Source organism: Corynebacterium lipophilum, from assembly GCF_024102595.1.
GTDB lineage: Bacteria > Actinomycetota > Actinomycetes > Mycobacteriales > Mycobacteriaceae > Corynebacterium > Corynebacterium pseudogenitalium.
In genome coordinates this window covers 1-23,384 of record NZ_JAEUWV010000025.1, presented here as the reverse complement: position 1 = coordinate 23,384, position 23,384 = coordinate 1, and the positions used below count along the sequence as shown (strand labels likewise).

The 23,384-nt window shown below is 65.7% G+C and carries 24 protein-coding genes and 1 other RNA gene; 15 read left to right on the top strand and 10 right to left on the bottom strand.

The annotated features are described in order from the left end of the window. Positions 1–218, top strand: a 218-nt coding sequence (locus JMN37_RS10615; RefSeq protein WP_252932142.1) for a hypothetical protein, incomplete at its 5' end; no start/stop codon positions are given. A 128-nt stretch (positions 219–346) separates the two neighbouring features. On the opposite strand, the gene JMN37_RS10610 is transcribed toward JMN37_RS10615, so the two are convergent. From JMN37_RS10610 to JMN37_RS10595, 4 genes are read right to left on the bottom strand one after another with little or no spacing between them, the layout of a single operon-like run. Then, the gene (locus JMN37_RS10610; protein WP_252932141.1) at positions 347–931 is read right to left on the bottom strand and encodes a hypothetical protein; all 585 of its coding nucleotides are present in this window, start codon (positions 929–931) and stop codon (positions 347–349) included. Beyond that, the gene (locus JMN37_RS10605; RefSeq protein ID WP_252932140.1) at positions 931–1,857 is read right to left on the bottom strand and encodes an SURF1 family cytochrome oxidase biogenesis protein; all 927 of its coding nucleotides are present in this window, start codon (positions 1,855–1,857) and stop codon (positions 931–933) included. Before JMN37_RS10605 ends, JMN37_RS10610 begins: the two co-directional genes overlap by 1 nt. A gap of 38 nt (positions 1,858–1,895) precedes the next feature. Then, complete coding sequence (locus JMN37_RS10600; RefSeq protein ID WP_252932139.1) at positions 1,896–2,360, bottom strand: low molecular weight protein-tyrosine-phosphatase; 465 nt, start codon at positions 2,358–2,360, stop codon at positions 1,896–1,898. Further along, the gene (locus JMN37_RS10595; protein ID WP_252932138.1) at positions 2,350–2,997 is read right to left on the bottom strand and encodes an HAD hydrolase-like protein; all 648 of its coding nucleotides are present in this window, start codon (positions 2,995–2,997) and stop codon (positions 2,350–2,352) included. The genes JMN37_RS10600 and JMN37_RS10595 overlap by 11 nt, the downstream gene beginning before the upstream one ends. 35 nt (positions 2,998–3,032) lie before the next feature. Between JMN37_RS10595 and JMN37_RS10590 the strand changes: the two genes are divergently transcribed. The 4 genes from JMN37_RS10590 (at position 3,033) to rnpB (ending at position 6,201) form a co-directional block, all read left to right on the top strand. Then, on the top strand, positions 3,033–3,878 hold the full coding sequence (locus tag JMN37_RS10590) for a Nif3-like dinuclear metal center hexameric protein (RefSeq protein ID WP_252932137.1): 846 nt from the start codon (positions 3,033–3,035) through the stop codon (positions 3,876–3,878). 17 nt (positions 3,879–3,895) lie between these two features. Next, positions 3,896–4,579: a zinc ribbon domain-containing protein gene (locus JMN37_RS10585; RefSeq protein ID WP_070975120.1), complete on the top strand. Its 684-nt coding sequence runs from the start codon at positions 3,896–3,898 to the stop codon at positions 4,577–4,579. A gap of 4 nt (positions 4,580–4,583) precedes the next feature. Then, positions 4,584–5,747: a bifunctional RNase H/acid phosphatase gene (locus JMN37_RS10580; protein WP_252932136.1), complete on the top strand. Its 1,164-nt coding sequence runs from the start codon at positions 4,584–4,586 to the stop codon at positions 5,745–5,747. A 40-nt stretch (positions 5,748–5,787) separates the two neighbouring features. Continuing rightward, positions 5,788–6,201, top strand: an RNA gene (rnpB, locus tag JMN37_RS10575) — RNase P RNA component class A. A gap of 2 nt (positions 6,202–6,203) precedes the next feature. On the opposite strand, the gene JMN37_RS10570 is transcribed toward rnpB, so the two are convergent. Beyond that, positions 6,204–7,397, bottom strand: coding sequence for a galactokinase (locus JMN37_RS10570; protein WP_252932135.1), 1,194 nt, complete (start codon positions 7,395–7,397; stop codon positions 6,204–6,206). A 37-nt stretch (positions 7,398–7,434) separates the two neighbouring features. Here JMN37_RS10570 and JMN37_RS10565 point away from each other — a divergent pair, with 37 nt between their 5' ends. Continuing rightward, entirely contained in the window at positions 7,435–7,638 is a 204-nt protein-coding gene (locus tag JMN37_RS10565; protein WP_070976472.1) for a hypothetical protein, read from the top strand. 21 nt (positions 7,639–7,659) lie between these two features. Here JMN37_RS10565 and JMN37_RS10560 read toward each other — a convergent pair whose 3' ends face one another. Next, entirely contained in the window at positions 7,660–9,210 is a 1,551-nt protein-coding gene (locus JMN37_RS10560; protein ID WP_252932134.1) for a CYTH and CHAD domain-containing protein, read from the bottom strand. A 106-nt stretch (positions 9,211–9,316) separates the two neighbouring features. On the opposite strand from JMN37_RS10560, the gene glnA reads away from it, so the two are divergent. From glnA to JMN37_RS10545, 3 genes are read left to right on the top strand one after another with little or no spacing between them, the layout of a single operon-like run. Next, on the top strand, positions 9,317–10,651 hold the full coding sequence (gene glnA, locus JMN37_RS10555; RefSeq protein ID WP_070363460.1) for a type I glutamate--ammonia ligase: 1,335 nt from the start codon (positions 9,317–9,319) through the stop codon (positions 10,649–10,651). 9 nt (positions 10,652–10,660) lie between these two features. Then, positions 10,661–13,705 carry a bifunctional [glutamine synthetase] adenylyltransferase/[glutamine synthetase]-adenylyl-L-tyrosine phosphorylase gene (locus JMN37_RS10550; protein WP_252932133.1) on the top strand — a complete coding sequence of 1,015 codons (3,045 nt, stop codon included), beginning with the start codon at positions 10,661–10,663 and terminating at the stop codon, positions 13,703–13,705. A gap of 15 nt (positions 13,706–13,720) precedes the next feature. Next, positions 13,721–14,032, top strand: coding sequence for a Cgl2226 family protein (locus tag JMN37_RS10545; RefSeq protein ID WP_252932132.1), 312 nt, complete (start codon positions 13,721–13,723; stop codon positions 14,030–14,032). Here the strand turns inward: JMN37_RS10545 and JMN37_RS10540 are convergent. Further along, entirely contained in the window at positions 14,029–15,357 is a 1,329-nt protein-coding gene (locus JMN37_RS10540) for an MFS transporter (protein ID WP_252932131.1), read from the bottom strand. The two genes, JMN37_RS10545 and JMN37_RS10540, sit on opposite strands and share 4 nt — an antisense overlap. A 71-nt stretch (positions 15,358–15,428) precedes the next feature. Between JMN37_RS10540 and thrC the strand changes: the two genes are divergently transcribed. The 3 genes from thrC to JMN37_RS10525 are packed head-to-tail and all read left to right on the top strand — an operon-like array spanning position 15,429 to position 18,036. Next, complete coding sequence (gene thrC, locus JMN37_RS10535) at positions 15,429–16,874, top strand: threonine synthase (RefSeq protein WP_252932130.1); 1,446 nt, start codon at positions 15,429–15,431, stop codon at positions 16,872–16,874. A gap of 3 nt (positions 16,875–16,877) precedes the next feature. Beyond that, complete coding sequence (locus JMN37_RS10530; protein ID WP_168156175.1) at positions 16,878–17,021, top strand: hypothetical protein; 144 nt, start codon at positions 16,878–16,880, stop codon at positions 17,019–17,021. Continuing rightward, positions 17,011–18,036 carry a trypsin-like serine protease gene (locus JMN37_RS10525; RefSeq protein ID WP_252932129.1) on the top strand — a complete coding sequence of 342 codons (1,026 nt, stop codon included), beginning with the start codon at positions 17,011–17,013 and terminating at the stop codon, positions 18,034–18,036. The genes JMN37_RS10530 and JMN37_RS10525 overlap by 11 nt, the downstream gene beginning before the upstream one ends. 1 nt (position 18,037) lies before the next feature. On the opposite strand, the gene JMN37_RS10520 is transcribed toward JMN37_RS10525, so the two are convergent. Further along, positions 18,038–18,766, bottom strand: coding sequence for a hypothetical protein (locus tag JMN37_RS10520; protein WP_252932128.1), 729 nt, complete (start codon positions 18,764–18,766; stop codon positions 18,038–18,040). Between the two features lie 33 nt (positions 18,767–18,799). Here JMN37_RS10520 and JMN37_RS10515 point away from each other — a divergent pair, with 33 nt between their 5' ends. The 3 genes from JMN37_RS10515 to JMN37_RS10505 are packed head-to-tail and all read left to right on the top strand — an operon-like array spanning position 18,800 to position 21,131. Then, positions 18,800–19,327, top strand: a complete 528-nt coding sequence (locus tag JMN37_RS10515) for an NUDIX hydrolase (protein ID WP_070362168.1) — start codon at positions 18,800–18,802, stop codon at positions 19,325–19,327. Continuing rightward, positions 19,327–19,914: a glycoside hydrolase family 25 protein gene (locus JMN37_RS10510; protein WP_252932127.1), complete on the top strand. Its 588-nt coding sequence runs from the start codon at positions 19,327–19,329 to the stop codon at positions 19,912–19,914. Before JMN37_RS10515 ends, JMN37_RS10510 begins: the two co-directional genes overlap by 1 nt. Next, a complete protein-coding gene (locus JMN37_RS10505) occupies positions 19,911–21,131 on the top strand; it encodes a cutinase family protein (RefSeq protein WP_252932126.1) in 1,221 nt (406 codons plus the stop codon). The genes JMN37_RS10510 and JMN37_RS10505 overlap by 4 nt, the downstream gene beginning before the upstream one ends. On the opposite strand, the gene JMN37_RS10500 is transcribed toward JMN37_RS10505, so the two are convergent. Continuing rightward, on the bottom strand, positions 21,128–21,973 hold the full coding sequence (locus JMN37_RS10500; protein ID WP_252932125.1) for a polysaccharide deacetylase family protein: 846 nt from the start codon (positions 21,971–21,973) through the stop codon (positions 21,128–21,130). The two genes, JMN37_RS10505 and JMN37_RS10500, sit on opposite strands and share 4 nt — an antisense overlap. Before the next feature lie 33 nt (positions 21,974–22,006). Beyond that, a complete protein-coding gene (locus tag JMN37_RS10495) occupies positions 22,007–23,191 on the bottom strand; it encodes an ATP-binding protein (protein WP_252932124.1) in 1,185 nt (394 codons plus the stop codon). Positions 23,192–23,384: the final 193 nt, after the last annotated feature.

Here is a 23,384-nt window from a genome sequence, read left to right as displayed (position 1 = left end):
CCCACAGTGGAATCAACTACTACCCACCACAAGCAGTCCTCGACGGCACCTGGGGCAACCTGCAACGCCAACGCGAGGAAGGGATGCGAAACGCGCTCAGCCAAGGCATCATCACACAACTTCCGAATACCGCAGCTGGCACAGGTATTCCGGCAGAAGTCAGCATCATCCGCACCACCACCCAAACCGCCCCACCCCCACAACCCATCACGATCTAACATCCAACCACGTTCACAACAACTTGACATAAAGCGTTCGGCTCGGAAGTCGTGTATTTTCCCAGGTCGTGGACCTTTCGCAAAGGAATGTGGTGCCCAGCGAACACCCAGCAAACGCCCAGAAACCCCTACAGCTCCGCCTCGATGGCGGTGAAGACGGCCTGCATGCTGGCCTGCGGCGTGCCGGGGATGACGTCGGCGAGGACGACGCCGACTCCTTGCGGGGCCTGGAAGGTGACGGCTTCGGCGTCGAGGGGCATGAGGGCGCCGATGATGGCCAGCTCGGCATCAGGGATGCCAGCAGAACCAGAAGAACCAGCGGGAATGTCGATGTCGGTGACGTCCCACTCGCCTACGCGCAGGCGCAGGGAGCCGGTTTCGATGTTGTCTGGGTCGGGGAAGACGGCGACTTCGCGCAGCTCGGCGCGCAGGGCTTTGGCGGCGAGGGCGATGTAGTCGAGGAGGTGGACGAAGGCGTTGTCGGTTTGGGGGACGCTGTGGACGACGGAGTCGATGAGCGGGGCGTTGTGGGGCGCGCGCAGGCCGAGCAGCGTGGTCATGGGGGCTTCGCGGAAGGCGTCGAGGTCGTCGAGGATGGCGTCTTCGATGTCGGCGGGTTCGGCGGCGGCGTCGAGGTGGATGTTGGCGTCACCGAGCAGCGTGAGGCAGCGGGCGAGGTGTTTGACGTCGCGTTGGGTGAGCTGGTGGGGCATTAGCGTTCTTCTTCCTTTTCGTATGATTTGGCCCAGGGGTTGCGCCGTTGGGTGCCGTAGCGGGACCGCGCCTGAGCGGGAGCAGCGGGGGCAGCGGGAGCAGCGGGGGCCGGGGCAACAGGCTCGGCAGGTTCGGAGGGGGCGTCGAGAAGCTCAGCTTGTTCTTCTTTGAAGCGGCGGCGTTCGCGGGTTTCGGCCCAGATGAAGTAGATGAGGCCGGCGGGCGCCATGATGCCGAAGGCGATCCACTGGAGTCCGTAGGAGAGGTGGTTGCCGGTCTCGAGCATGGGCAGCGGGATGGCGGTGAGGACGCCGGGGGAGTCGCTCAGGAGTTGGACGTAGGGGCTGGCCAGGGCGGTGTCGGTGAGTTCGCCGACTTGACCTGGGCTGATGGAGTAGACCATGGTGTAGCCCTGGTCGTTGAGGGGTGCGGAGGGGTGTACGCCTTCGTCGACGCGCATCATGCCGGAGATGGTTTGTTCGCCGGTGGGTGGGGCGTCGATGTCGGGGACTTGGGTGGAGCCGATGGCGGGGACCCATCCGCGGTTGACCAGCACGCTTTGCCCGTTGTCCAGGTGGAATGGGGTCAGTACTTGGAAGGATGGGGTTCGGTCGATGGGGCGCAGGCGCAGCAGCACATCGCTGTCTTGGGCGTAGGTGCCGGTTGCGGTGATGCGGGTCCATTCGGCGCCGGGGGAGAGTTCGCCCTGCTTGTCGACGACCTCTCCGATCGGCACCGGGTCATGCTCGAAGGCGGTCTTGATGTGGTCGTTGCGCTCCACGAGCGCTTCGTTCTTGTGGAGCTGCCAAGGCGCCAGCAGGGTGAACGCGAAGTAGGAGAACAGCACGATCAGGATGGCGACGATCACCCACCCGGGGGTCAGAAACGTTTTCCACCATGGTTGTGCACCTGTTTCAGGTTGCATTGTTGCTCCCGCTTTCACAGATCCCGTACTTACTCCGGCTAGTCTAGCTGGGCTTTGACCCAGCTGATAATACCTGGGGCGGCGGCTTCGATTTGTTCGCGTGTGGTTTGGAAGCCGTCGGCGCCGCCGTAGTAGGGGTCTTCGACGCCGGCGCCTTCGGGGGCGACTGGGTCGAAGGAGCGCAGCAGGCGGATGCGGGACTCGGGGACGCCGCGGGCGATGAGTTCGGAGACGTGGTTGGTGTCGAGGGCGACGATGAGGTCGGCGTCGATTTGGTTGGCGCCGAACTGTTGGGCGCGGTGGCGGGTGCCGTCGTAGCCGTGGTCGGCAAGTTCGGCGATGGCGCGCGGGTCGGCGGGGCCGCCGACGTGCCAGCCGCCGATGCCGGAGGAGGTGACGCGGACGTGGTCGGCGAGGCCGGCGTCGGTAAGTTTGGCGGCGATGATCACTTCCGCCATGGGCGAGCGGCAGATGTTGCCGGTGCACACGAAATCAATATGCATAGAGGATCTCCTTGAGCTCAGTTGCGGTTTGTGCGGCGTGAGTGGCCTGTGCCCACTCCTCGGCGTCGCCGTAGCCCCAGGTCACGGCGACGGACGCGATGTCGAAGTGGGTGGCACCTGTGAAGTCGTGGGTGCGGTCGCCGACCATGATGGGGCGCTTTGGTGCGAAGGTGTCGTGGACGTACTCCAGCACCGCGATCTTGGTGCTGCGGCCGCGCTCGTGGTCGGCGGCGCCGAGGAAGTCCAGGTGCGGCCAGATGCCCGCGCGCTTCAGCGCAAGGGTGGCGAAGGTTTCGCTTTTGGACGTCGCCGTGCCCACCCGGAACCCATCCCGGTCAAGCTGGGCGATGAGTTCGGCCATGCCGTTGAAGACGGTGAACTGCTGCCACCCGTCGGTGCTCATGAAGTCGGAGTAGACCTGCATCGCGGCGTCGACTTGCGCGGGCGTGCACCCGGCTTTCTCGTAGGACTCGCGCATGGGCGGCCCCGGGATCTTGGCGATGAACGCTTCGTCAGGCGGGGCGACGTCGATGGCGGCGAGCCCCCGCAGGAAGCCTTCACGGATTCCTGGGAAGGAGTCGAGGATGGTGCCGTCGACGTCAAAGAGCACGGTCGGGCGGTTTGTTTGGAGTGTCACGCCCACCAGCATTCCAGGTTTGTAGGCTAGTTGCCATGACGACGAAGACTGTAGGAGACATTGTCGCGGCACTCGAGGCCGCCTACCCGCCCGAACTCGCCGAAAGCTGGGACCAGGTCGGCCTGATTTGCGGCGACCCGGACGAGCCCGTGCACAAGGTGGCGTTTGCCCTGGACTGCACGATGAGCGTGGTGGAGCGCGCGCTGGAGGAAGGCGCGGACATGCTGGTCGTCCACCACCCGCTGCTGCTGCGCGGGGTGCACTCGGTTGCGGCCAATACACCGAAGGGCAAGGTCGTGCACACACTCATCCGCGGCGGCTGCGCGTTGTTCGCGGCGCATACCAATGCGGACTCGGCGCGCCCGGGGGTCAATGACAAGTTGGCGGAGTTGGTCGGGATTCGGCCCGGTAGGCCGATTCGCCCGGTGGGGGATGTGGACGTCGATACGCCGGGGGCGCTCGAGCGAGCCACCGGCCTTGGGCGAGTGGGCACCCTGCCTGAGCCGATGACCCTGCGCGAGTTCACCCAGCGCGTGGCCGACGCCCTGCCTGAGACCGTGTGGGGCGTGCGCGCCGCAGGCGACCCGGAGCAGATGGTGTGCACCGTCGCAGTCTCCTCCGGCTCGGGCGACAGCTTCCTTGACGATGCGAGGGCGCTCGGCGTCGATGTCTATGTCACCTCGGACCTGCGTCACCACCCAGTCGACGAGCACCTGCGCGCTGGCGGGCCCGCCGTGATCGATACTGCGCACTGGGCGAGTGAATTTCCGTGGACGCAGCAGGCAGAGGGTATCGTGAACCCGCTAGGCGTGGAAACGTGCATCATCCCGGTGCGCACGGACCCGTGGACCGTTTCCGCCCACCCGAATCAAGCCAAGTAAAGGAGCAGTGCTTCCCCGTGAAACTTGCCGTAGAACTCCAGCAGGTACTACTGAATCTTGCCAAGGCTGACCGCCAGGCCGCCCACCCCGAGGCCACGAGCGAGGAGGAAAAGGAGCTGCAGCGCCTCACCGCGGAGCTCGAGCGTATGCGCGGCGCGGCGTCTGCGGCGCAGCTCGCTGTCGACGACATGGAGCTGGAGATCCTGCGCATCCAGGAAGACGAGCGCAAGCTGAAGCGCCGCGACCTGGACAACAAGCGCATGCTCGGCGCGGAGACAGACGAGGAGCGCCGCAAGGACCTGCAACACGATCGTTACACCACGAAGTCGCGCATCGCGGATTTGCAGTATGAGCTGAAGGAGGCCCACAACGAGATCGCGGCGCTGCGCAACAACCGCGACAACCATGGGGCTCGCCTGGACGGGCTCGAGCGTAAGGTCGAGGCCGCGCAGCGCGCTGTGGACGCTCTCCCGGCACGCGAGCGCGTGGACACCGAAGCACTGCGCAGCCAGCTGCCCGCGGACGTCCTCGAGGCCTACGACGAAATCGGCGCCGCCGCGTTCAACGGCCGCACCTGCAACGGCTGCTTCATCGCCCTGCCCGCCACCGAGCGCAACCAGGTCAACGCCACCCCGGCCGACGAGGTCCCAATGTGCCCGAACTGCGGCACACTGCTGGTACGCACCCAGGTACAGGAGTAGGCGCATGAAGGTAGCCATGTTTTGCGACGGCGGCTCCCGCGGCAACCCCGGCGTCGCCGGAAGCGGTGCCGTCGTCTACGGCCCGGACGGGGAGACGCTGGCGGAAGTTGTCTACGCGGTGGGCAAGAAGTCCACGAACAACGTGGCCGAGTACCACGGGCTCATCGAGGGCTTGAAGGCCGCCATCGACGCCGGCGCCGACGAAGTCGCGGTGTCCATGGACTCCAAGCTCGTGGTCGAGCAGATGAACGGGCGCTGGAAGATCAAGCACCCCGACATGCAGCAGCTCGCGCTGGAGGCGAAGCAGCTTGCGCGCACGTGCACCAAGGTGACGTATACGTGGGTGCCGCGCGCCAAGAACAAGAAGGCCGACGAGCTGTCCAACGTAGCCATGGACGCCGCCGCGAAGGGCAAAAAGGGCCTGATTGCGCACGAGGCACCTGCGCAAGCGCCGAAGCAGGCGGCCAAGCAGGTTGCCCCGGCGGCACCAAAAGAGGCGCAGCCCCACGAGACTGCCAGCCCCGGCCACTGGTCCGGCACCGACGCCCCACGCACCCGCTTCGTGCTGCTGCGCCACGGCCAAACCGAACACTCCGCCCGCCGCGTCTACAGCGGGCAAGCCAACCCGCCACTCACCGAAATCGGGCAGGCGCAGGCGCGCCGGGCCGCGGCCGCGCTCGCCGAGATGGGGCACATCGACGTGATCGTTGCCTCACCGCAGGCGCGTGCCCAGCAAACCGCGCAGGCCTGCGCGGACGCGCTCGGGATTGCGCACGAGGACATCGTCACCGAGGAGGGCTTCCGCGAGGTGGACTTCGGCGACTTTGAGGCGCTCAGCAGGCAGGACGCGCAGCAGCGCTACCCCGAGGAGTTCGAGGCGTGGCAGGCCTCCGCCGCCACCGCGCCGCCGAACGGGGAGTCGCTGGCATCGCTGCACCGCCGCGTCACGCGTGCCCGGCTGCGCGTCCAGGAACGCTACGAAGGCAAAACCATCCTCTTGGTGGCGCACACCACGCCGATCAAGTCGGTGATCCGTCAGGGGCTGAACGTGAGCGCTGAAGTGTTCAAGCACCTGTTTCTGGACTTGGCGTCGATTTCTGTGGTGGAGTTCTACGGGGAGATGGGCGTGGTGCGCTGCGTCAACGACGTCGCCCACCACCGAAAATAAAGCACACCGGCCGCTGTGTTGTAGAGTGGCACAGTGCGAATGAGCCGGCCGGGCGACCGCGTCGCCCCGAACCACCACACGCGTTGTGGCTGGCGGGGACCGAGGAAAGTCCGGACTCCACAGGGCACGGTGGTTGCTAACAGCAACCCGGAGCGATCCGCGGGCAAGTGCAACAGAAAGTACACCGCCAACCCAGGCAACTGGGTGGGTAAGGGTGAAAGGGTGCGGTAAGAGCGCACCGGCATGCACAGTGATGTGCGTGGCCAGGTAAACCCCACCGGGAGCAAGGCAAGAACCGCAGCCGCAAGGCTGGGGTCGTCGGACGTGATGAGGCTGCCCGCCCAGTCCGAAGGTAGCTGCTTGATGCGCCCAGCGATGGGACGCACAGATGGATGGTTGCCGCCCGCGCCTACGGGCACGGGTACAGAATCCGGCTTATAGGCTGGCTCATTCGCCTTACACTTCGATCCTGCCAACCTCACCCGTCGTGATCGGGATGACCAGCAGGTTCTCCTTCATTCGGGAGGCAGAGTTTTCGGCTTTCGACGTCGGCACCAGCGCCAGCACCGACTGGGAGACCCCAGGTGCGGCTGGTCTTGCGACGCTCGCTCCGCACTCGCACGCGAGCTGGCTCAGCAGCGCCGGGGTTGCCAGGGCCTCATCGGCGGCGTCACCCGCGTGGGGGTGCAGCGCGTTGACCAGCGCATCGATCTGCTGCGAGCGCAACGCCTGCGCCGCACCCAGTGCGCGTGCCGTTTCGTCCTCACAGCGCTGCAGCACTGCGCGTGCGCGCCTCGGATCCGGTGCGGAACTATCGCCAACGGTGTGGCGGGCCTCCACCCACTGGACCACGCGCGCGGTCGCGTCAGGTAGTTGGCGCAGCGAGGTCACGCCGAAGTTTGCTGCTGCCGTCTCGATGAACTCCTGGCGTCGCCGCATCGACTCCGCGAACGCGTCCGGCTGCGGTGCCTGCTCCTTGGCCACCACGAACATTCGCAGGCCAAGGCGCTCCGGGTGGGTGATCTGCGTGACCGAGCCGTCTGCCTGCTCCACAAGGTTCAGCGTGGTGCCGTGGCCGCGAAGCGCCGCGGTGTAGCGCGCCTTCAGTGGGCTGGACGTGGCGTACGCGGTGGCGGACTGTGCGCAGACCTCCGCAAGCTTCGTGCGCAGGGGAGGGGCGTCGATATCGTCGTGGGCGCCGGCGCATGCCAACGTGATGGCGGCTTCTGCCGCGGCAATCTCGCCGAGGCCAACTCCGTGCGGGACGTGGGAGACCACCGAGATGTCCATTCCCGTGGTCTCGCGGGAAAGCACCTGACGGTGGATCAGCGTATGGATCAGCCCGGTAATCCGGTGCGCGAGCTGCGCTTCCTCGGTGCCCGCGGTAGGGGCGTTGAGCGCCGCCAGCGTGCTGGTCGCGGCGAGAATCTGGCCGTCGGCACGCGTGAACTGGAGCGAAATGACATCGTCCGACCTGCGGCTCACCGCGGCACACACCCGCTGTGGGCCAAGCCCGATGATGCTCGCCCCGCCATAATTATCGACGCCATCACCAGCCACCACCACCGTTGCCGGCGCGGAAGCGACGTGGTCGGGGGCGCAGCCAGCATGGTGGGCATGTGCAGCACGCATCTCCTGTTGGACATTCATAGGGCACAACCATACCCGTGGCGCTAAGGTGGGCGCCATGAGCGGAAACTTCTATTACAACCCGACCACCGGCGAGATCACCGAGGGCAAAGTGCAGTCCTGGGAAAACCGCATGGGCCCCTACAAGACGCGCGAGGAAGCCGAGGATGCGCTGCGCATCGCGGCCGCGCGTAACCAGCAGGCGGACGCGGAAGAGGCCGCCGAGGACAACTGGGGCACCCCACCTTCCTGGGAGAAGTAGCCCCTACTGCGCGTACAGGACTTACAGGGCTTTCTGTGCTGCCTTCTTTACTTCGCGGATTGCGCCGAAGTAGCCGCGCAGTGCCTTTTCACCGTCGCGGAGTTCGCGTTGGAAGCACATGCCGTAGGCGAACACGTCCTCGTCGCGCTGGCGCGCCAGCTTCGCAAGCACCAGCAGCTCCTCGCGCGAGGTCGCGCAGTCCTGGAAGTCACCCAGCATTGATTGCAGGCGCTTGCAGGCCTTGATGAGGCGCTTGAACTTCGGGTCGCCGGTGGCGGCCGCGGCGTAGCGCAGCCGCTTGGCGGCCTTGCGTACGTCGTGCACGTAGGCCTCGCGCTTCGCGCGCGGCAATGACGTGTCGTGGTAGCGGTCGTCGACCTTGGCGTGGCGCTTCATCAGCTTCTTATATGCCTTGCGCACGTGGCGCGCCAGGGCTTCGTCGTTGTCCTTGATGCCCTCGCGCACCTGGGGAGGGTTCGCTATGAGTTCATCGATGGCGTCGAGAAGGTTGAGGTAGGCGTCGCTGTTGCACATGTTGACGATGTTGCGGTGCGCGAGCTTGTACACGCTGTGCATATCCTCGCGCAGGTGGGCTGCGGCAGCATCATCCATGCAGCCGGAGTCGTCAGTGTCGAGCAGCTGCAACCACCGGGCGTGCACCACCTCAGCGTCTCGCGCCACCCCGAGCACGCCCGCGACGTGCTTGAGTTCCTTCTCGATCTTCGAAAACGCATCGCCCTGCACGAGCCCGTCGAAGGTGCGCAGGATGGAGCGCAGCTCCCGGATTGCCACTCGCTGCTGGTGCACCGAGTCCCACTGGTCGGCGCGTACGGCGCGGTCGCCGTGGACGATGGTGTCACGAAGCGTGCGTACGGAAGTCAACAGGGAATGCAGCGGGGAATCCGCAGGCAGGTGCGCCTCGGTGAGGTGCGGAGGCAGCGGAGCTTTCGCCAACGAGTCCCCGAGTGCGGACGTCAGCTTCGACGGCGAGGAGGATGGGCGAGCGCCGGAGGAGAGCAGGTAACGCTCCGCCTGGCGCAGCAGGGACGCACCTGCGTTGGTGCCCGCGACCTGCTCCGTGAGTTCGAGTTCCCACTCGCGCCAAGTGGTGTGCGAGCCCCCTGGTAGCAGCGAGCGGGCGGAGACGTGGTCGTCGCAAAACTCGGCGACGGGCTGGCCTTCCTCGTCGGCGAGGATGGTTTCCACGCGGTGGTTGTCCACCTGGGCAATGGGCTGCAGCGGGTGGTGGCGCACGATGGCGCGGACGGCGTCGACAAGCTCCTGCGGGACCGTGTGCGGGTCCTGCAGTGGGCAGCGTAGCTCGGTGCGACCTTGACCTGCTGGAATCTTCATGTGCCAGCCGTCGTCCGGGCCTCCCGTGCGGCGGCGCAGCGTGATCTTCTCGCGCGTCAGGCGCAGGTCAGCCGTGTCGTAGTAGATTGCGGAGAGCTGCTGGTGGCTCGTGCTCGCGAGCGCGGACACCCCCGGCAGCTGCCGCATGTCGGGGACGGCGGTGGAGTCGTCGACAGCTAACTTGATCTCAATTTCTACGTACTCATGTGGTGCAGCCACGGCGAAGCCCTACTTTCAACACGAAGCATGTGCGGTCACCGCAAAGTCTAACGCGTTCGCCCACTTTCGCGGCGGCACGAGCGCAGGCGCAGTAGGGTACAACACTATGGACACGCAACAGGAAAACGTACTTCGCATGGTTGAACAGCGAGACATCGCGTTCATCCGCTTGTGGTTCACTGACATTTTCGGATCCCTGAAAACCGTCATGATGAGCCCCGCCGAACTTGAGGCCGCCTTCGACGAGGGCGTGGGCTTCGACGGCTCCTCCATCGAGGGCTTCTCCCGCATCTCCGAGTCCGACACCTTGTTGCGCCCGGACCCCTCCACCTTCCAGCCGCTGCCGTTCGACGAAGGCACCGGCCTGCAGACCGCCCGCATGTTCTGCGACATCACCATGCCGGACGGCGACCCGCTCTACGCCGACCCGCGCCAGGTACTGCGCCGCCAGATGACGCACGCGCGCGAGCTAGGCTTCGAGTTCAACGCCAGCCCTGAAATCGAGTACTACGTGCTCAAGCAGAACATGCCTGGGGAGGACCCGGTGCCGGCGGACAAGGGCGGCTACTTCGACCAGGCGAAGCGCAACGAGGCGCCGAAGTTGCGCCGCCAGGCGATCGCCGCGTTGGAGTACATGGGCATTGTCACCGAGTTTTCCCACCACGAGGCCAGCGCCGGCCAGCAGGAGATTGACCTGCGGCACACCGACGCGCTGACCATGGCCGATAACGTGGTCACCTTCCGCTACATCGTGAAGACCGTCGCGGAAGCCAACGGCGTGCACGCCACGTTCATGCCAAAGCCGTTCGCGGACATGGACGGCTCCGCCATGCACACCCACTTCTCTCTGTGGGAGGGGGAGACCAACGCCTTCCACGACCCGGACGATGAGATTTCGCTGTCCAAGACGGGCCGCCAGTTCATCGCGGGCATCATCGAGCACGCCAACGAGATCTCCGCGGTGACGAACCAGTGGGTCAACTCGTATAAGCGCCTCCAGTTCGGCTCCGAGGCGCCGACCGCGGCGACGTGGGGCGTGTCGAACCGCTCCGCGATGGTGCGCGTGCCCACCTACCGCCTGCACAAGGCGGACTCGCGCCGCATCGAGGTCCGCTCGTTGGACTCCGCCTGCAACCCGTATCTTGCGTACGCGGCGGTGCTGGCAGCGGGCCTGCGCGGCATCGAGGGGGAGTATGAGCTCGACGAGCCAAGCCGCGACGACGTATTCGCGCTGACTCGCCGGGAGCGCCGCGCGATGGGGTACCGCGACCTGCCGAACTCGCTCGACCAGGCGCTGCGCCACCTGGAGCGCTCCGAGTTTATGGCAGAAGTGCTCGGGGAGCAGGTCTTCGAGTTCTTCCTGCGTTCGAAGTGGGACGAGTACCACGCCTACACCTCCCAGATCACCCCGTGGGAGATTGAAAGCGGCATCGACCTTTAAGGAAACACCATGTCAGCAGACGCACCCTTGCCGAACCCTGCGAAGCTCGGGCTGACCAGCCCCCGCGCCGCCGAGGACTTAACCACACTCGGCATCACGGATGCGAAGGTGCTCGCAGCGCTTGCCGACGCCGGCGATCCAGACCTGGCGCTCAACACGCTCTACCGTCTCTTCAGCGCGCTTGACGACGCCCCATCCTGGCAGGACGTGCAGTCCCACCTGGCGGCCGACGGCCAGTTCCGCACCCGGCTGTTCGCACTGCTCGGCGGCTCCACGGCACTGTCCGACCACCTGGTGGCGCACCCGCAGCGCTGGCGCAGCCTGCTCGAGCCGCTCCCAGGCAGCGAGGAGCTCTTCCGCACGATGCTCGCAGCCGTCGACGCCGCACCGGCGGGCCTCGGGGGCGACACCGCAAGCGAGGACCTGACCACCCCCGGCACCTACCGCGCGGGGCAGGAGTGGTCGCGCCACGCCAGCGCCACCGCACCGCTTCGCGAGCACTACCTCACCCTCATGATGCGCATCGCCGCCTCGGACCTCGCAGGTGAGGTGGGCTACCGCGAGGTGACCGAGTACGTCACCACGCTTGCCGACGCCGCCCTGACCGCAGCGCTGGCCGTCGCCATCCGCGAAACCTACGGCGACGACGACCCCGACTCCCGCCTCGCGATCATGGCGATGGGCAAATGCGGCGCCCGCGAGCTGAACTACATCTCCGACGTCGACGTCATCTTCGTCGCCGAACCAGCCACAGCCCCGGCCACCAAGACCGCCAGCACCGTGATGCAGCTTGGCACCGCGTGCTTCTTCGAAGTCGACGCCAACCTCCGCCCCGAGGGCAAGTCCGGCGCGCTCGTGCGCACCGTCGACAGCCACCTGGCCTACTACAAGCGGTGGGCGCAGACCTGGGAGTTCCAGGCGCTGCTCAAGGCGCGCCCGATGACAGGCAGCGCCGAGCTGGGGCAGCGCTACATCGCGGCGTTGCGCCCGCTGGTCTGGGAGGCGTCGCAACGCACAAGCTTCGTCGAGGACGTCCAGGCGATGCGCAGGCGCGTGCTCGAGCACGTGCCGAAAGACCTGCGCGAGCGCGAACTCAAGCTGGGCAGCGGCGGACTTCGCGACGTCGAATTCGCCGTCCAGCTGCTCCAACTCGTGCACGGGCGCATCGACCCGAGCATCCGGGTGAAGAACACCGTCGACGCGCTCCAGGTGCTTACCGACGGCGGCTACATCGGCCGCGAGGACGGCGCCAAGCTGATCGACGCCTACGAGTTCCTCCGCCTGCTCGAGCACCGACTGCAGCTCACCCGCTTCAAGCGCACCCACCAGCTGCCCAAACCGGACGACGCGAAGGCGATGCGGTGGCTCGCGCGCACCACGGGCTTCCGCACCGGCCCGCGCGCGACCGCCACTGAGGCGCTGCGCGCCCGCCTCAAGCAGGTCCGCTTCACCGTGGCCAACCTGCACGAGCGAATCTTCTACCGCCCGCTGCTCAGCGCCGTCGTGAATCTGAGCTATGGCGAGGCCACCTTGAGCGCCGACGCCGTCAAGGCCCAGCTCGCCGCACTCGGCTACCGCCACCCGGCCCGCGCTCACGACCACCTCACCGCGCTGGTGAAGGGCACCTCGCGCCGGGCGAAGCTGCAGGCGATCCTGCTGCCGTCGCTGATGCACTGGCTGGGTGGCACCGCGGACCCGGACGCGGGGCTGCTGAACTACCGCAAGCTTTCGGAGGCCGCGGAGGATAAGAGCTGGTTTTTGCGCATGCTGCGCGACGAGGGCGTGGTTAGCCAGCGTCTCATGCAGATTTTGGGCACCAGCCCGTACGCCTCCGAGCTGATCATCGCGGCGCCTGAGGTGGTCAAACTCTTCGGCGATGGCTCCTCGGGGCCGCGCCTCCTTGAGGCTGCACCCGACCAGGTAGAGAAGGCGATCGTCGCTGCCGCCGGGCGCTACGAGGACCCGGACCGCGCGGTGTCGGTGGCGCGTTCGCTGCGTCGGGCGGAGCTCGCGCGCATCGCCGCCGCCGACTTGCTCGGGTTCATGGAGGTGCGACAGGTCTGCGAGGAGCTCACCTACGTGTGGGACGCCGTCCTGCGCGCCGCGCTCGCCGCAGAGATGCGCGCCCAGCACCAGGACCCCGAGCGCCCAGCGCCGGCGCGCATCGCTGTGATCGGGATGGGCAGACTCGGCGGGGCGGAGCTCGGCTATGGCTCGGACGCGGACGTGATGGTGGTTGCCGCAGCCAACGAGAGCTACGACGACCACGAAGCAACCGTGTGGGCCGCCAAGGTCATTGAGGCGATGCGCGCGCGCCTGGCCAAGCCGAGCGCCGACCCACCCCTCGAGGTCGACCTCGGACTGCGCCCCGAGGGGCGCTCCGGCGCGGTGGTGCGCACGGTGGAGTCCTACGAGCGTTACTACACCGAGTGGGGCGAGGTGTGGGAGCGCCAGGCGTTGCTGCGCGCCGTCACCATCGCCGGTGACCGGGACCTCGGTGCGGACTTTCTGCGCGTCATCGACCCGGTGCGCTACCCGCCGGAGGGCGCCAGCCAGCGCGACATCAGGGAAGTCCGCCGCATCAAGGCGCGCGTGGATAACGAGCGCCTGCCGCGAGGGGCGGACCGCGCCACCCACACCAAGCTGGGTCGCGGGGCGCTCGCCGACGTCGAGTGGACCGTGCAGCTGCTCACCATGATGCACGCGCACACCCACCCGGCGCTGCACACCACCTCCACGCTGGAGGCGCTCGACTACCTCGTCGACCCGGACGACGACCTACCGCAGGTCATCGCGCCACAGCAGGCACGCCAACTGCGCGAGGCCTGGCTGATGGCCACCAGGGCCCGCAACGCCATCGTGCTGGTCACCGGCAAACGCACCGACCAGCTGCCCGCGCCGGGCACACAGCTCGGCCCCGTCGCAGGCTCCGCGGGCTACAGCCCGGAGCACCAACAGCAGTTCCTGGAGGACTACCGGCGCACCACCCGTCGCGCATACCGCGTGGTCGAGGAGGTGTTCTGGGGCGAGGCCCCGTCGCACGAGTTCGAATAACTTATGCTGGTGCCCATGGCTGTACAGATTGCAATCGACCTTGAACACGCAACGTTCGCGGACCTCGTCGCGCTTGTCGACGCCGCCCGCGTCGCCGGCGTCACCGCAGACACCGCACTCGAGCTGGCAGACTCCACGCTGAGCATCGCCGTGGAGCCCGGCACCACGGATGCACACCAGCAGCGCGTGCCCGAGCGCACCCGCGAAGGCGAGGGGCCGACCACGGTCTCCACGCCCGGATCCTCGGCGCTGCCGCAGCTTGGCGACGCCGCCATCCGCTCCGTCGTTGACATCCTGACCGGGCGCCAGGAACCCCCGCGGCGCTAGTTTGCCTTCGTTGGTGGCGCTTGCTCGACGATCTTGAGTCGGCGCATCTGCGGTTGCGCCTTCGCCCGTGCCACGAGCAGGCCCACCATCAGCAGGATTGCTAGCACGTAGACCGCGATCCAGGCGTACTGGAAGTCCTCCCACGTGTACTGCACCGAATCTGCCGAGTGGTCCAGCAAAATCCCCACCGCCTGGGCTGCCACCATGGAGGATGTGAACCCGCCCATATTGGCCAGGCCGGTGCCGGTCGCCACCATGGCGGGTGGCACGTGTTCGCGCACGTTATCGAAGCCGAAGTTGGACGCGGGCACCACCGTGCCCATCACGATCACCACCGCCAGGATCGCGCCGAAGCCGCGCGGAGTGGACGTCGAAAAGAACCACAAAAACATCAGCGGCGTCAGCGAGCACAGCACGATGACCGCCATGTCACGGCGCACGCCCAGGCGTGCAGAGACCGCACCGAGCACCGGCGACGCGACGATCATGCACACCGTCAGCACGATCAGCACCGTGCCGGCCTCCTGCTCGTTCAGGCCCATGCCGAGCGTCATCATCGGCACACCCCACAGCAGGGTGAAAGTGACCATCGGGAAGATGGAGAACCCGTGGATGAAGAAGGCCTCCCAGCACACCGGCGAGCGCACCACCGTCGAGAGCGTGGTGCGAAGCGGCACCTTAGCGCTTTTGGTCGCAGCCTCCTCGCCAGGCTTCGCGGGAGCGTCCGCCACCGCGACCACCGCGGCGAGCGCCACGAGCACCCCGACCGCACCGAGCGAGACGAACGCGACCTGCCAGCCCTTCGCGTGCAGCAGCGCCAAGAACGGCACCGCGGACAGGAACTGACCCATCTGCCCAATCGCAGTGGACAGCTGCGTAAACAGCGGCGTCTTGCGGGGAGGAAACCAGCTCGGCAGGATACGCATCACTGCCAGGAACGCCGTGGCGTCGCCCGCGCCGATCAGCACGCGAGCCGCAAGCGCGACAGGGTAGGAGGACGTAAACCCGAGCAGGATCTGGCCCACCGCCATCACGAGTGCGCCGACGATCAGCATGAAGCGCGGACCCTGCCTATCGATGAGCACCCCGGTCGGGATCTGCGCCAACGAGTACACGCCAACCTGTACTGCGGTGAACACTGCGATCCGAGAAGCGTCGATACCAAAGCGGTCGATCGCCTCAACTCCCGCGACGCCGAAGGACGTGCGGCCCAAGATGGCGACCACGTACACCGCGACCGCGCCGAACCACACAAAAAGGGCGCGCCGGGTGACGCGCTGCTGTGGGTCGTTGGTCTGGGAGACAGGGGAGTTGGAATGGGGCATGCGGTACAAGGTACTCCCTCGGTTAGGCAATCCGGCATGCGGGTCCGGTGCGTCACGTAGACTGTGCAACCGTGGATTACATTTCAACGCGCGATACCGCAGGCACAACCTACAAGTTCACCGACATCCTGCTCACGGGCTTAAGCCCGGATGGCGGCTTGTTCCTTCCCGTGGAGTACCCGCAGCTGAGCCCCGAGCAGCTCGACAGCTGGCGCACGCTGCTCGCCGAGCGCGGGTACGCGGCACTCGCCGCCGAGGTGCTCAAGCTCTTTATCGACGACATCCCGCACGCCGACATCGAAGCGATCACCGCCCGCGCCTACCGCACCCCCGTATTTAACGACGCCGCCATCGTCCCCGTAACCAAACTCGAGGACGACCTGTGGCTGGCACACCTCTCCGAGGGGCCAACCGCGGCGTTTAAGGATATGGCGATGCAGCTGCTCGGCGAGCTCTTCGAGTATGAGCTTGGCCGCCGCGGCCGCCACCTGAACATCCTGGGCGCTACCAGCGGCGATACCGGCTCCTCTGCCGAGTACGCGATGCGCGGCCGCGACAACATCCGCGTGTTTATGCTCACCCCAGCTGGTAGGATGACGCCATTCCAGCAGGCCCAGATGTTTGGCCTGGACGATCCGAACATCTTCAACATCGCCCTCGACGGCGTCTTCGACGACTGCCAGGATGTGGTCAAGGCCGTCAACGGCGACGCCGACTTTAAGGCGAAGTACGCCATCGGCGCCGTCAACTCCATTAACTGGGCACGCCTGTTGGCCCAGACGGTTTACTACATCTCTACCTACCTGCGTGTGACCGAGAGCAACTCGCAGAAGGTGAGTTTCTCGGTGCCGACCGGCAACTTCGGCGACGTGTGCGCGGGCTACATCACCAAGCGGATGGGCCTGCCCGTTGACCGCCTGATCGTGGCTACGAACGAGAACGACGTCCTCGACGAGTTCTTCCGCACCGGCCAGTACCGCCCGCGCAGCGCGGCCGAGACTCAGGCGACGTCCTCGCCGTCCATGGATATCTCGAAGGCGTCGAACTTCGAGCGCATGATGTTCGACGCCGTCGGGCGCGACGCCGCGCTGACCGGCGAGCTCTTCGGCACCAAGGTGAACGACGGCGGCTTCGACGCCGAGGACTTCGGCGGCGCAGACGTCCTCGACCGCATCCGCGACGCGTTCGGCTTCTGCTCCTCCTCGTCCACCCACGCTGACCGCGTGGCGACCATCCGCGAGGTCCACGAGCGCTCCGGCGTGCTGATTGACCCGCACACCGCCGACGGTGTCCACGCCGCCCGCGCTGTCAGCGGCGACGTCAACACTCCTATCGTTGTGCTTGAGACCGCGCTGCCGGTGAAGTTCGCCGAGACCATCGTCGAGGCCACCGGCACCCAGCCGGAGGTGCCCGAACGCTTCCGTGGCATCATGGACCAACCACGGCACGTCACCGAATTGCCGAATGACGCCGACGCCGTGAAGGCCTTTATCCAAGACTCCATCGAAGGGAAGTAGAACATGGCACAGGAACAGTTCGCAGGCCCGGAGTACTTCACCGAGTTCGACCCCGAGAAGTTCATCCGAGACATGAAGATTCAGAAGGAAGAAGCTGCCAAGGGCGACCCCGCCTTCGCTGACGATGAAGCGGGCGATGAGCAGTAGCGGCGACCTCGCCAAGAAATACCAGCCCGAAAACGGGCAACAGTGGACGTTCCCGGAGCCGGTCGCCCCAGTAGGGCAGCCGGCGCCTCGTCGCGGGCTAGGTGGTGCCGCGTGGTTTACCATCATCGTCGCCGCGCTGTGCTTGGTCGGGATGGTGGTGTGGCTGGGCCTGCACACCTCTGAAATAGACACGCGCACCGCCGAGGAGCGCCAAGCCCAGGAAGCCGTCCAGCGACCCGGGGAGCAACCGCCTGCCGCGGCAACGGGCAACCGGATCCTGGTGCCCGAGTTCGCACCGTGGGCGCCGGGCTCGCTGATCCAGTCCACGGACCACTACCCAGAGCCGGGGGAGCGCTTCACCGCGCAGTCCTGCACCGTCGCGTTCACGTTCTCGGGTGCCGACGGCCGCTCCTACGCCGTCACCGCCGGGCACTGCGGGCGTGAAGGCAACCTGGTGTGGCCGAAAGGGGCCTCGGACACGAACGACTACTCGCAGGAAGTCGGTAGGTTTATCTACTCCGGGCTTTACACCCCTGATGTAGAGGACCCAGAGGCGGAGCGCATCGACGTCGGCATTATCGAGATCTACGACACGGACCGCGCTGTGCCGCTCGTCGGCGACCCGATCCCAACTGGCATCGGTGCCGACATCGGCCCTGTTGACCGCGTCTGCAAAACGGGCGGGACGACCGGCTACACCTGTGGCCACTTCGAGGCCGCGAGCCGCGTCCAGATCGTCACCGGCCACGACGACGAAGCAAAGCGCGAGTCCCGCGGCGACATCGCAGGCGTCTGCGCCTCCTCCGGCGACTCGGGCGGCCCCGTCTTCGCAGACGTGAATGGGCGCGCCACCATCATCGGCGTGGTATCCGGGACGGAAGCCGACCGTTCAGGAGAGGAGTGCTGGGAAGGCATGGAGGACCCGATCATGATGTCCTACTCCAACGTTGACCAGATCTTGCAAGTCATCGAGCGCGTCGTGCCGGACGCCGAGTGGGTCGAACAGCAGTGGTGAGCTACTTGGAATCAGGCGTGGGATCGGTGTGCAGGGGGTGCTCGCCCTTGTTATCAATCACGAGCGTGGTCACTTCGCCCGCCCCATATGCCTGGTAGACCACCTCATCGACTCCGTCGGGCAAGCCACGCTCCTTCCACATTGCGACGAGGCTGTCGCGTGAGGCGTCATCGTCGACGTTCATCCACGTCACTTTCGTCGTTTGCTTGGACGGGTAGCGCAGGAACCCGACGAAGTCGGCGTCGTAACTCAGCGCGAGGCGCATTTGCTGCGCAATCGATTCTGGTGCGGGCGCTTCGTGGCAGTAGTCCCACAAACTCACGTTGAGGTTGCTGCCCGTGCGCAGCTCGACGCCGGGGATGCAGTTCTGCTGCAGCAGGCGTGAGAGGTGCCCCGCGAACGAGTCCACGTCTTGCACCGCGGTATCCGTGATGTCGCCGCGCAGCGCTGCGCCGCGATGCGCCTCGCGCACCTCTGCATCCGCGATCAGGTACGGCCGGATGCTCGCTTCTATCGACGCGATGTCGGCCTGCGGTGCCTCGGGCTGAAACACTAGTTCGCGCTGCAACCGAGTCTCCTGTGGAGCGTTGTGCTGGTAGGCGTACAACGCGACTGCCAGCGAGGCCAGCACCACCACGAGCGCTCCGTACACCGCCACAAACAGTGCAGTTGGCACCCGGCGAAGCAAAGCAACAGACTGTGCGGAGTCATCATTGGTGGTGTGCAACATGCCGTAAATAGTAACCGAAGTACACTTGAACCCATGCCTATACCCGAGTTCATCGTGCAGACCCGAAAGAAGATCGGAACCGACCCAATGTGGGTACCCGCCGTATGCGCCGTCGTGCTGCGGGACTCCACCGCGGACACCCCGTGGGCAGTCCCCGAAGTACTCCTCGTCCGCCGCGCGGACAACGAGAAGTGGACGCCCGTGACCGGCATCGCCGACCCAGGCGAGGACGCCCACGACGCCGCGGTGCGCGAGGTGCTCGAGGAGACCGGCATCAAGGCCACTCCGGCTGCGATCCTCGGCGTCGGCGCCATCGGCCCCGTCACCCACGACAATGGGGACATCGCAAGCTACATGTCGACGCAGCTCCGCCTCGAAGCCGTCGACCCCTCCCAGGAGCCCGTCGTCGGTGACGACGAATCCATCGACGTCGGCTGGTTCCCGCTATCCCACATGCCGGTCACGGACGCGAAGTGGCGCCTTGTCATCGGCGACGCCGCCGCCCAGCGCAAGCGCCCCGAGGGCTTCCAGCCACGCATGGGCTTTAGCAAGCGCAACTAATGCGGTTCGGCGTCGACGTATCCGAGCACCAGGCAGGCTTTGACTTCACCGCCTGCCCACTCGACTTCGCCATCATCCGCACCACCGACGGCACCTACCAGGACCACGCGTTCCCCACCCTGTTTGTCGACGCCCACTCCGCCGGCCTCAACGTATCCACCTACCACTTCCTGCGCAGCCCTTCCGAGGGAACCAGCGTGGCAGAGCAGGTGGAGGCCAGCGTCGAGGTACTCCAGCGCGTCCCCGGTGCTCTGCAGTGCCCGATGTGGCTCGACGTGGAAAGCCCCGCTGGGCTCACACTTGCCGACGTCCGCTCCGCCTACGACACCTTCCAGGGGTTTGGGGTGCGCGTTGCTGGCGTCTATACGAATGCCTGGTATTGGCGTCGATACATGCGACTAGCCAGGCCATCCCAGCTCGGAGCCCTCTGGCTTGCCGACTGGGGCTCCAACAATCCAGCATTCCCCGGTGTCGACGCATGGCCGACCCCACTCGGCATGGGCACACCCGAGGTGTGGCAGTACACCTCCCGCGGCTCCATCGGGGGATTCACGGTGGACCTCAACGCGTGGAGGGACGCCTCATGAACGATATGCGCGCTGCGTTGGCAGCCGTGGTGTGCGCTGCGTGCGTTGTGGTCCCGTCTGTGGCACCGCCAGCTCAGGCGCAGTTACTGGGGAAAAGCGATAGCGAGCCCTTGCCTGCGGCTCCGCTCGAGTCGTACGAGCGCAACATTGCCGCCGCGCCGTCGCGCTGCACCGATTTCGAGCTTGTCATCGCCGCCGGCACCGGCGACTCCAACCAGGGCGACGACCCGCTGCACGTGCGCGGACTGCGACCCGGGTCGACCCTGATCGCTGACGTCGAAGCGGCTGGCGAGAGCGTGTCTGCCTGGCAGGTGCCGTACACGGCGTCGGTTGGTGTATTGGGGACGCTGGGGGAGACCAGGACGAACATGGCGCTGCCGTACGGGGCGTCCTTAGACACGGGCAAACGGGCGGTGCGCACCCACCTCGCCACGCTCCACGACGCATGCCCGGACACGAAGGTGTTGTTCCTCGGGTTTTCGCAAGGGGCTGGCCTGCTCGGGGACCTCGTGGCGGAGTCCCCCGACCCGAGCCTTGTCGCGGCCTACCTTATCGCGGATCCGGGGCGCAGCCGCACCACCTACCACACGGCGGAAACAGTCACCGGCGCGCGTGGCGTCCGCGGCGAGAACGGCGAAATCCTCATCCCGCTCGACGGCGTACGCCTTGCTAGCGACGTCTCGGGTCTCACCGGGCCACGCCGCACCAGCTTCCACGACGCTGAAGCTGAGGCACTCACGTTTTGCCACAGCAACGACCTCGCCTGCGCCACGCAGCACGACGGGTTGGCGCAGCGCGTCGGCGTGCGCCTCGCCCAGCCCGCCGCAGCCCCGCTGCACAAACTTGCCGGACGCGGCTTCAAGGACTTCGGGCACAACCCGATTGCTACGCTGCTTGCACTGGCATGGGAGTTAGCTGCCGTGTCTCATGTAGTACAGGAATATGCGGGGGAGACACCGCCGTTTTTGGGTGAGGACATCACGGGGTTGGGAGTGCTGCTCCACGTGGCCGCGCAGGAACTGCTGCCGATGACCGCCGGGCTAGGCGTTCCTCAGATCCCGATGCCACTGATCGACCTCATCCCGCACGTGATGAACATGATGCCCCACCACCTGGCCTACTTCGAAGGCGGCGACCACCCGGCCTGGACCATCGACGGTGAGTCAGTAGAGTCGTGGATCGCCCACGACATGGTCGCCCGGATGCAGGCGAGCTAACTGTTCCTTGTGGTGTACGTCTTGCCGGGCACCGGATGCGGCACCATCTGATCCAAGCTCGCCGGCCGCAGCCCCTTCGCCCGCAGGCCGTCGATCACGCACTCCACGGCTTGGGCCGTCGTCGGGTGGATGTCGTGCATCAACACGATCGACCCGGCCCGTGCCTGGTCAACCGCAGTCTTGCACGTCCGCGCCGGGTCGCGGTGCTTCCAATCCAGCGTATCGACGTCCCACAAGACCACCGCCTGACCCTGCACCCGCGCCGCCTCGGACACCGTCGCGTTGAGCGCCCCATACGGCGGGCGGACAAACCGCGGGGAAGCACCAGTGGCATCAGCAATCGCGCGGGAGCCCTCCTCCACTTCGCGACGCACCTCCGGCTGCGAAAGCCTCGTCAAGTCACGGTGCGTGGCAGTGTGGCTGGCTACCGTGTGACCGGCAGCCCGCATCCGCTTCACGACGCCCGCATTCGCGCGGACCTTCGGCGCCAACACGAAAAACGACGCCGTGGCGTGCTTGCGCGCAAGGATATCCAACACCTGATTCGTGGATGCAGCCGGACCGTCGTCGAACGTGACGGCCACACAGTTGGAGCAGTCCGCAGGTTGATCCTGGGCCGGAGTCGGCGCGCTGGGTGCAGGGGCCGGAGCGAGCTGCTGTGCCAACGGATGATTGCGCGCCTGCGGCGGCAGCGCCCGGTAGATAGCCGTGCGGAGCTCCTCACCAGCCTGGGAACTGGATTGAGAGAACGCCTGTGAGCTGCCCACGAGCGGGTTCGCGACCGCGTTCGGCGCAGTACACAGCACCGCCACCGCAACGAGCGTGGATACGACTTTGCGCATTGCTTACACCACCATCCAGAGTTAGTACGCGTGTCAGCGTACCTGGTTTGAAGGACTCGCGAAATCCTGACGTAGATACTCGGATGCGGGCAGCACCTTGAACTCTTCCAATTGTTGGCGGTGTTCGCCGCGGTAGACCACCCAGCGTTGCGCCGGATCTATGCTCAACTGACTGCCAACCGTGGCGACGTTTCTTCCGTAGCGCGAGCGGAAGGTCACGGAGGACTTTATTTCCACAGCGCGTGGCTCGTGCGTCATGTCGAGGAGATCCACTTCAATCTTGCTGTCGTCTCGGTAGAAATACAGCTCGGGAGCTATCCCTTGGTGGTGGTAGCACTTGGCGGTTTCTGCCACGATGAGGTTCTCCATCACCGCGCCGAAAGCTGGGGAGTTCACGAGGTCTACTTTTGTGCGGATACCCAGGAGGTGGCAGAGCAGTCCAGTGTCGTAAAAGTACAACTTAGGGGTCTTCGTCAGCGTCTTGCGGGAATTGGTGTGAAAAGGACGCAGTGTGAACACGATGAAGCTGGATTCCAGGATGCTTACCCAGTTCTTCACGGTCGCAAACGCGACGCCGAGTTCGCGAGCCAGTCCAGTGTAGTTGATGAGGTTGCCGGCATTAAGGGCCATCAGTTTCATCATCATTTGGAAGGCGTCCGTGTTCTGAACATTGAGTAACTGTGTGACGTCTCGTTCGACGTATGTGCGGAGGTAGTTCTGGTAGTAGATCTCTGGTGGCATATCTACTTGATAAAGGCGCGGATACCCACCGTGAACCATGAAATCTTCAGCGCTCGTGTCGGGTCGTGCGGTGAGTGCCTCCCGGAAAGAGAGTGGAAGCAGGTGGGTGATGCCGACTCTTCCGGCTAGACTTTGCGAGATCTTCTCCATGAGGAGGAAGTTCTGCGAGCCGGAAAGCACGTATTGTCCCGGTGTGCCCTGTTCGTCTGAAATAACCTGCAGGGCCGAGAAAAGCTCGGGCGCATACTGGGCCTCGTCGATGATGAGGGCAGAGCCACGATCATGGATAAAGCCCGTGGGATCCTCGGTGGCTAACGCGCGTAGCGTTGGGTCTTCGAGATTGAGATAGGTGAAATCAGGGAACTGTTCACGAATCAACGTCGATTTTCCGCTTTGCCGTGGTCCGGTCACGCTCACGATCGGAAACCACGAAGCCAGTTGCTCAAGATGCTGTCCCAATTCCCTCGGAATGAACACTATTTCACCAAATCCCTAAAGTGCGACTTACCAAATCCCTAAAGTGCAATCTACCAAATCCCTAAAGTGTAAAGTGTCAGCACCTCGTGCACGTTGAGTGTCATCAGGTTGTGCACACTGGGTGTCAGGAGGTTGTGCACACTGTGTCCCATGGGTGTGTGCACAGTCCTGCGTGTTTTAGTGGAGTAGTTTG

Excerpts from the sequence above, each read along its gene's own strand:
- JMN37_RS10580 (WP_252932136.1), top strand. The coding sequence starts at position 4,584 with ATGAAGGTAGCCATGTTTTGCGACGGCGGCTCCCGCGGCAACCCCGGC.
- JMN37_RS10570 (WP_252932135.1), bottom strand. The coding sequence starts at position 7,397 with ATGAATGTCCAACAGGAGATGCGTGCTGCACATGCCCACCATGCTGGC.
- JMN37_RS10505 (WP_252932126.1), top strand. The coding sequence starts at position 19,911 with ATGAACGATATGCGCGCTGCGTTGGCAGCCGTGGTGTGCGCTGCGTGC.
- glnA (WP_070363460.1), top strand. The coding sequence starts at position 9,317 with ATGGACACGCAACAGGAAAACGTACTTCGCATGGTTGAACAGCGAGAC.
- JMN37_RS10515 (WP_070362168.1), top strand. The coding sequence starts at position 18,800 with ATGCCTATACCCGAGTTCATCGTGCAGACCCGAAAGAAGATCGGAACC.
- JMN37_RS10510 (WP_252932127.1), top strand. The coding sequence starts at position 19,327 with ATGCGGTTCGGCGTCGACGTATCCGAGCACCAGGCAGGCTTTGACTTC.
- JMN37_RS10520 (WP_252932128.1), bottom strand. The coding sequence starts at position 18,766 with ATGTTGCACACCACCAATGATGACTCCGCACAGTCTGTTGCTTTGCTT.
- JMN37_RS10605 (WP_252932140.1), bottom strand. The coding sequence starts at position 1,857 with ATGCAACCTGAAACAGGTGCACAACCATGGTGGAAAACGTTTCTGACC.
- JMN37_RS10500 (WP_252932125.1), bottom strand. The coding sequence starts at position 21,973 with ATGCGCAAAGTCGTATCCACGCTCGTTGCGGTGGCGGTGCTGTGTACT.
- JMN37_RS10530 (WP_168156175.1), top strand. The coding sequence starts at position 16,878 with ATGGCACAGGAACAGTTCGCAGGCCCGGAGTACTTCACCGAGTTCGAC.
- JMN37_RS10590 (WP_252932137.1), top strand. The coding sequence starts at position 3,033 with ATGACGACGAAGACTGTAGGAGACATTGTCGCGGCACTCGAGGCCGCC.
- JMN37_RS10545 (WP_252932132.1), top strand. The coding sequence starts at position 13,721 with ATGGCTGTACAGATTGCAATCGACCTTGAACACGCAACGTTCGCGGAC.
- JMN37_RS10550 (WP_252932133.1), top strand. The coding sequence starts at position 10,661 with ATGTCAGCAGACGCACCCTTGCCGAACCCTGCGAAGCTCGGGCTGACC.
- JMN37_RS10565 (WP_070976472.1), top strand. The coding sequence starts at position 7,435 with ATGAGCGGAAACTTCTATTACAACCCGACCACCGGCGAGATCACCGAG.
- JMN37_RS10525 (WP_252932129.1), top strand. The coding sequence starts at position 17,011 with ATGAGCAGTAGCGGCGACCTCGCCAAGAAATACCAGCCCGAAAACGGG.
- JMN37_RS10610 (WP_252932141.1), bottom strand. The coding sequence starts at position 931 with ATGCCCCACCAGCTCACCCAACGCGACGTCAAACACCTCGCCCGCTGC.
- JMN37_RS10600 (WP_252932139.1), bottom strand. The coding sequence starts at position 2,360 with ATGCATATTGATTTCGTGTGCACCGGCAACATCTGCCGCTCGCCCATG.
- JMN37_RS10540 (WP_252932131.1), bottom strand. The coding sequence starts at position 15,357 with ATGCCCCATTCCAACTCCCCTGTCTCCCAGACCAACGACCCACAGCAG.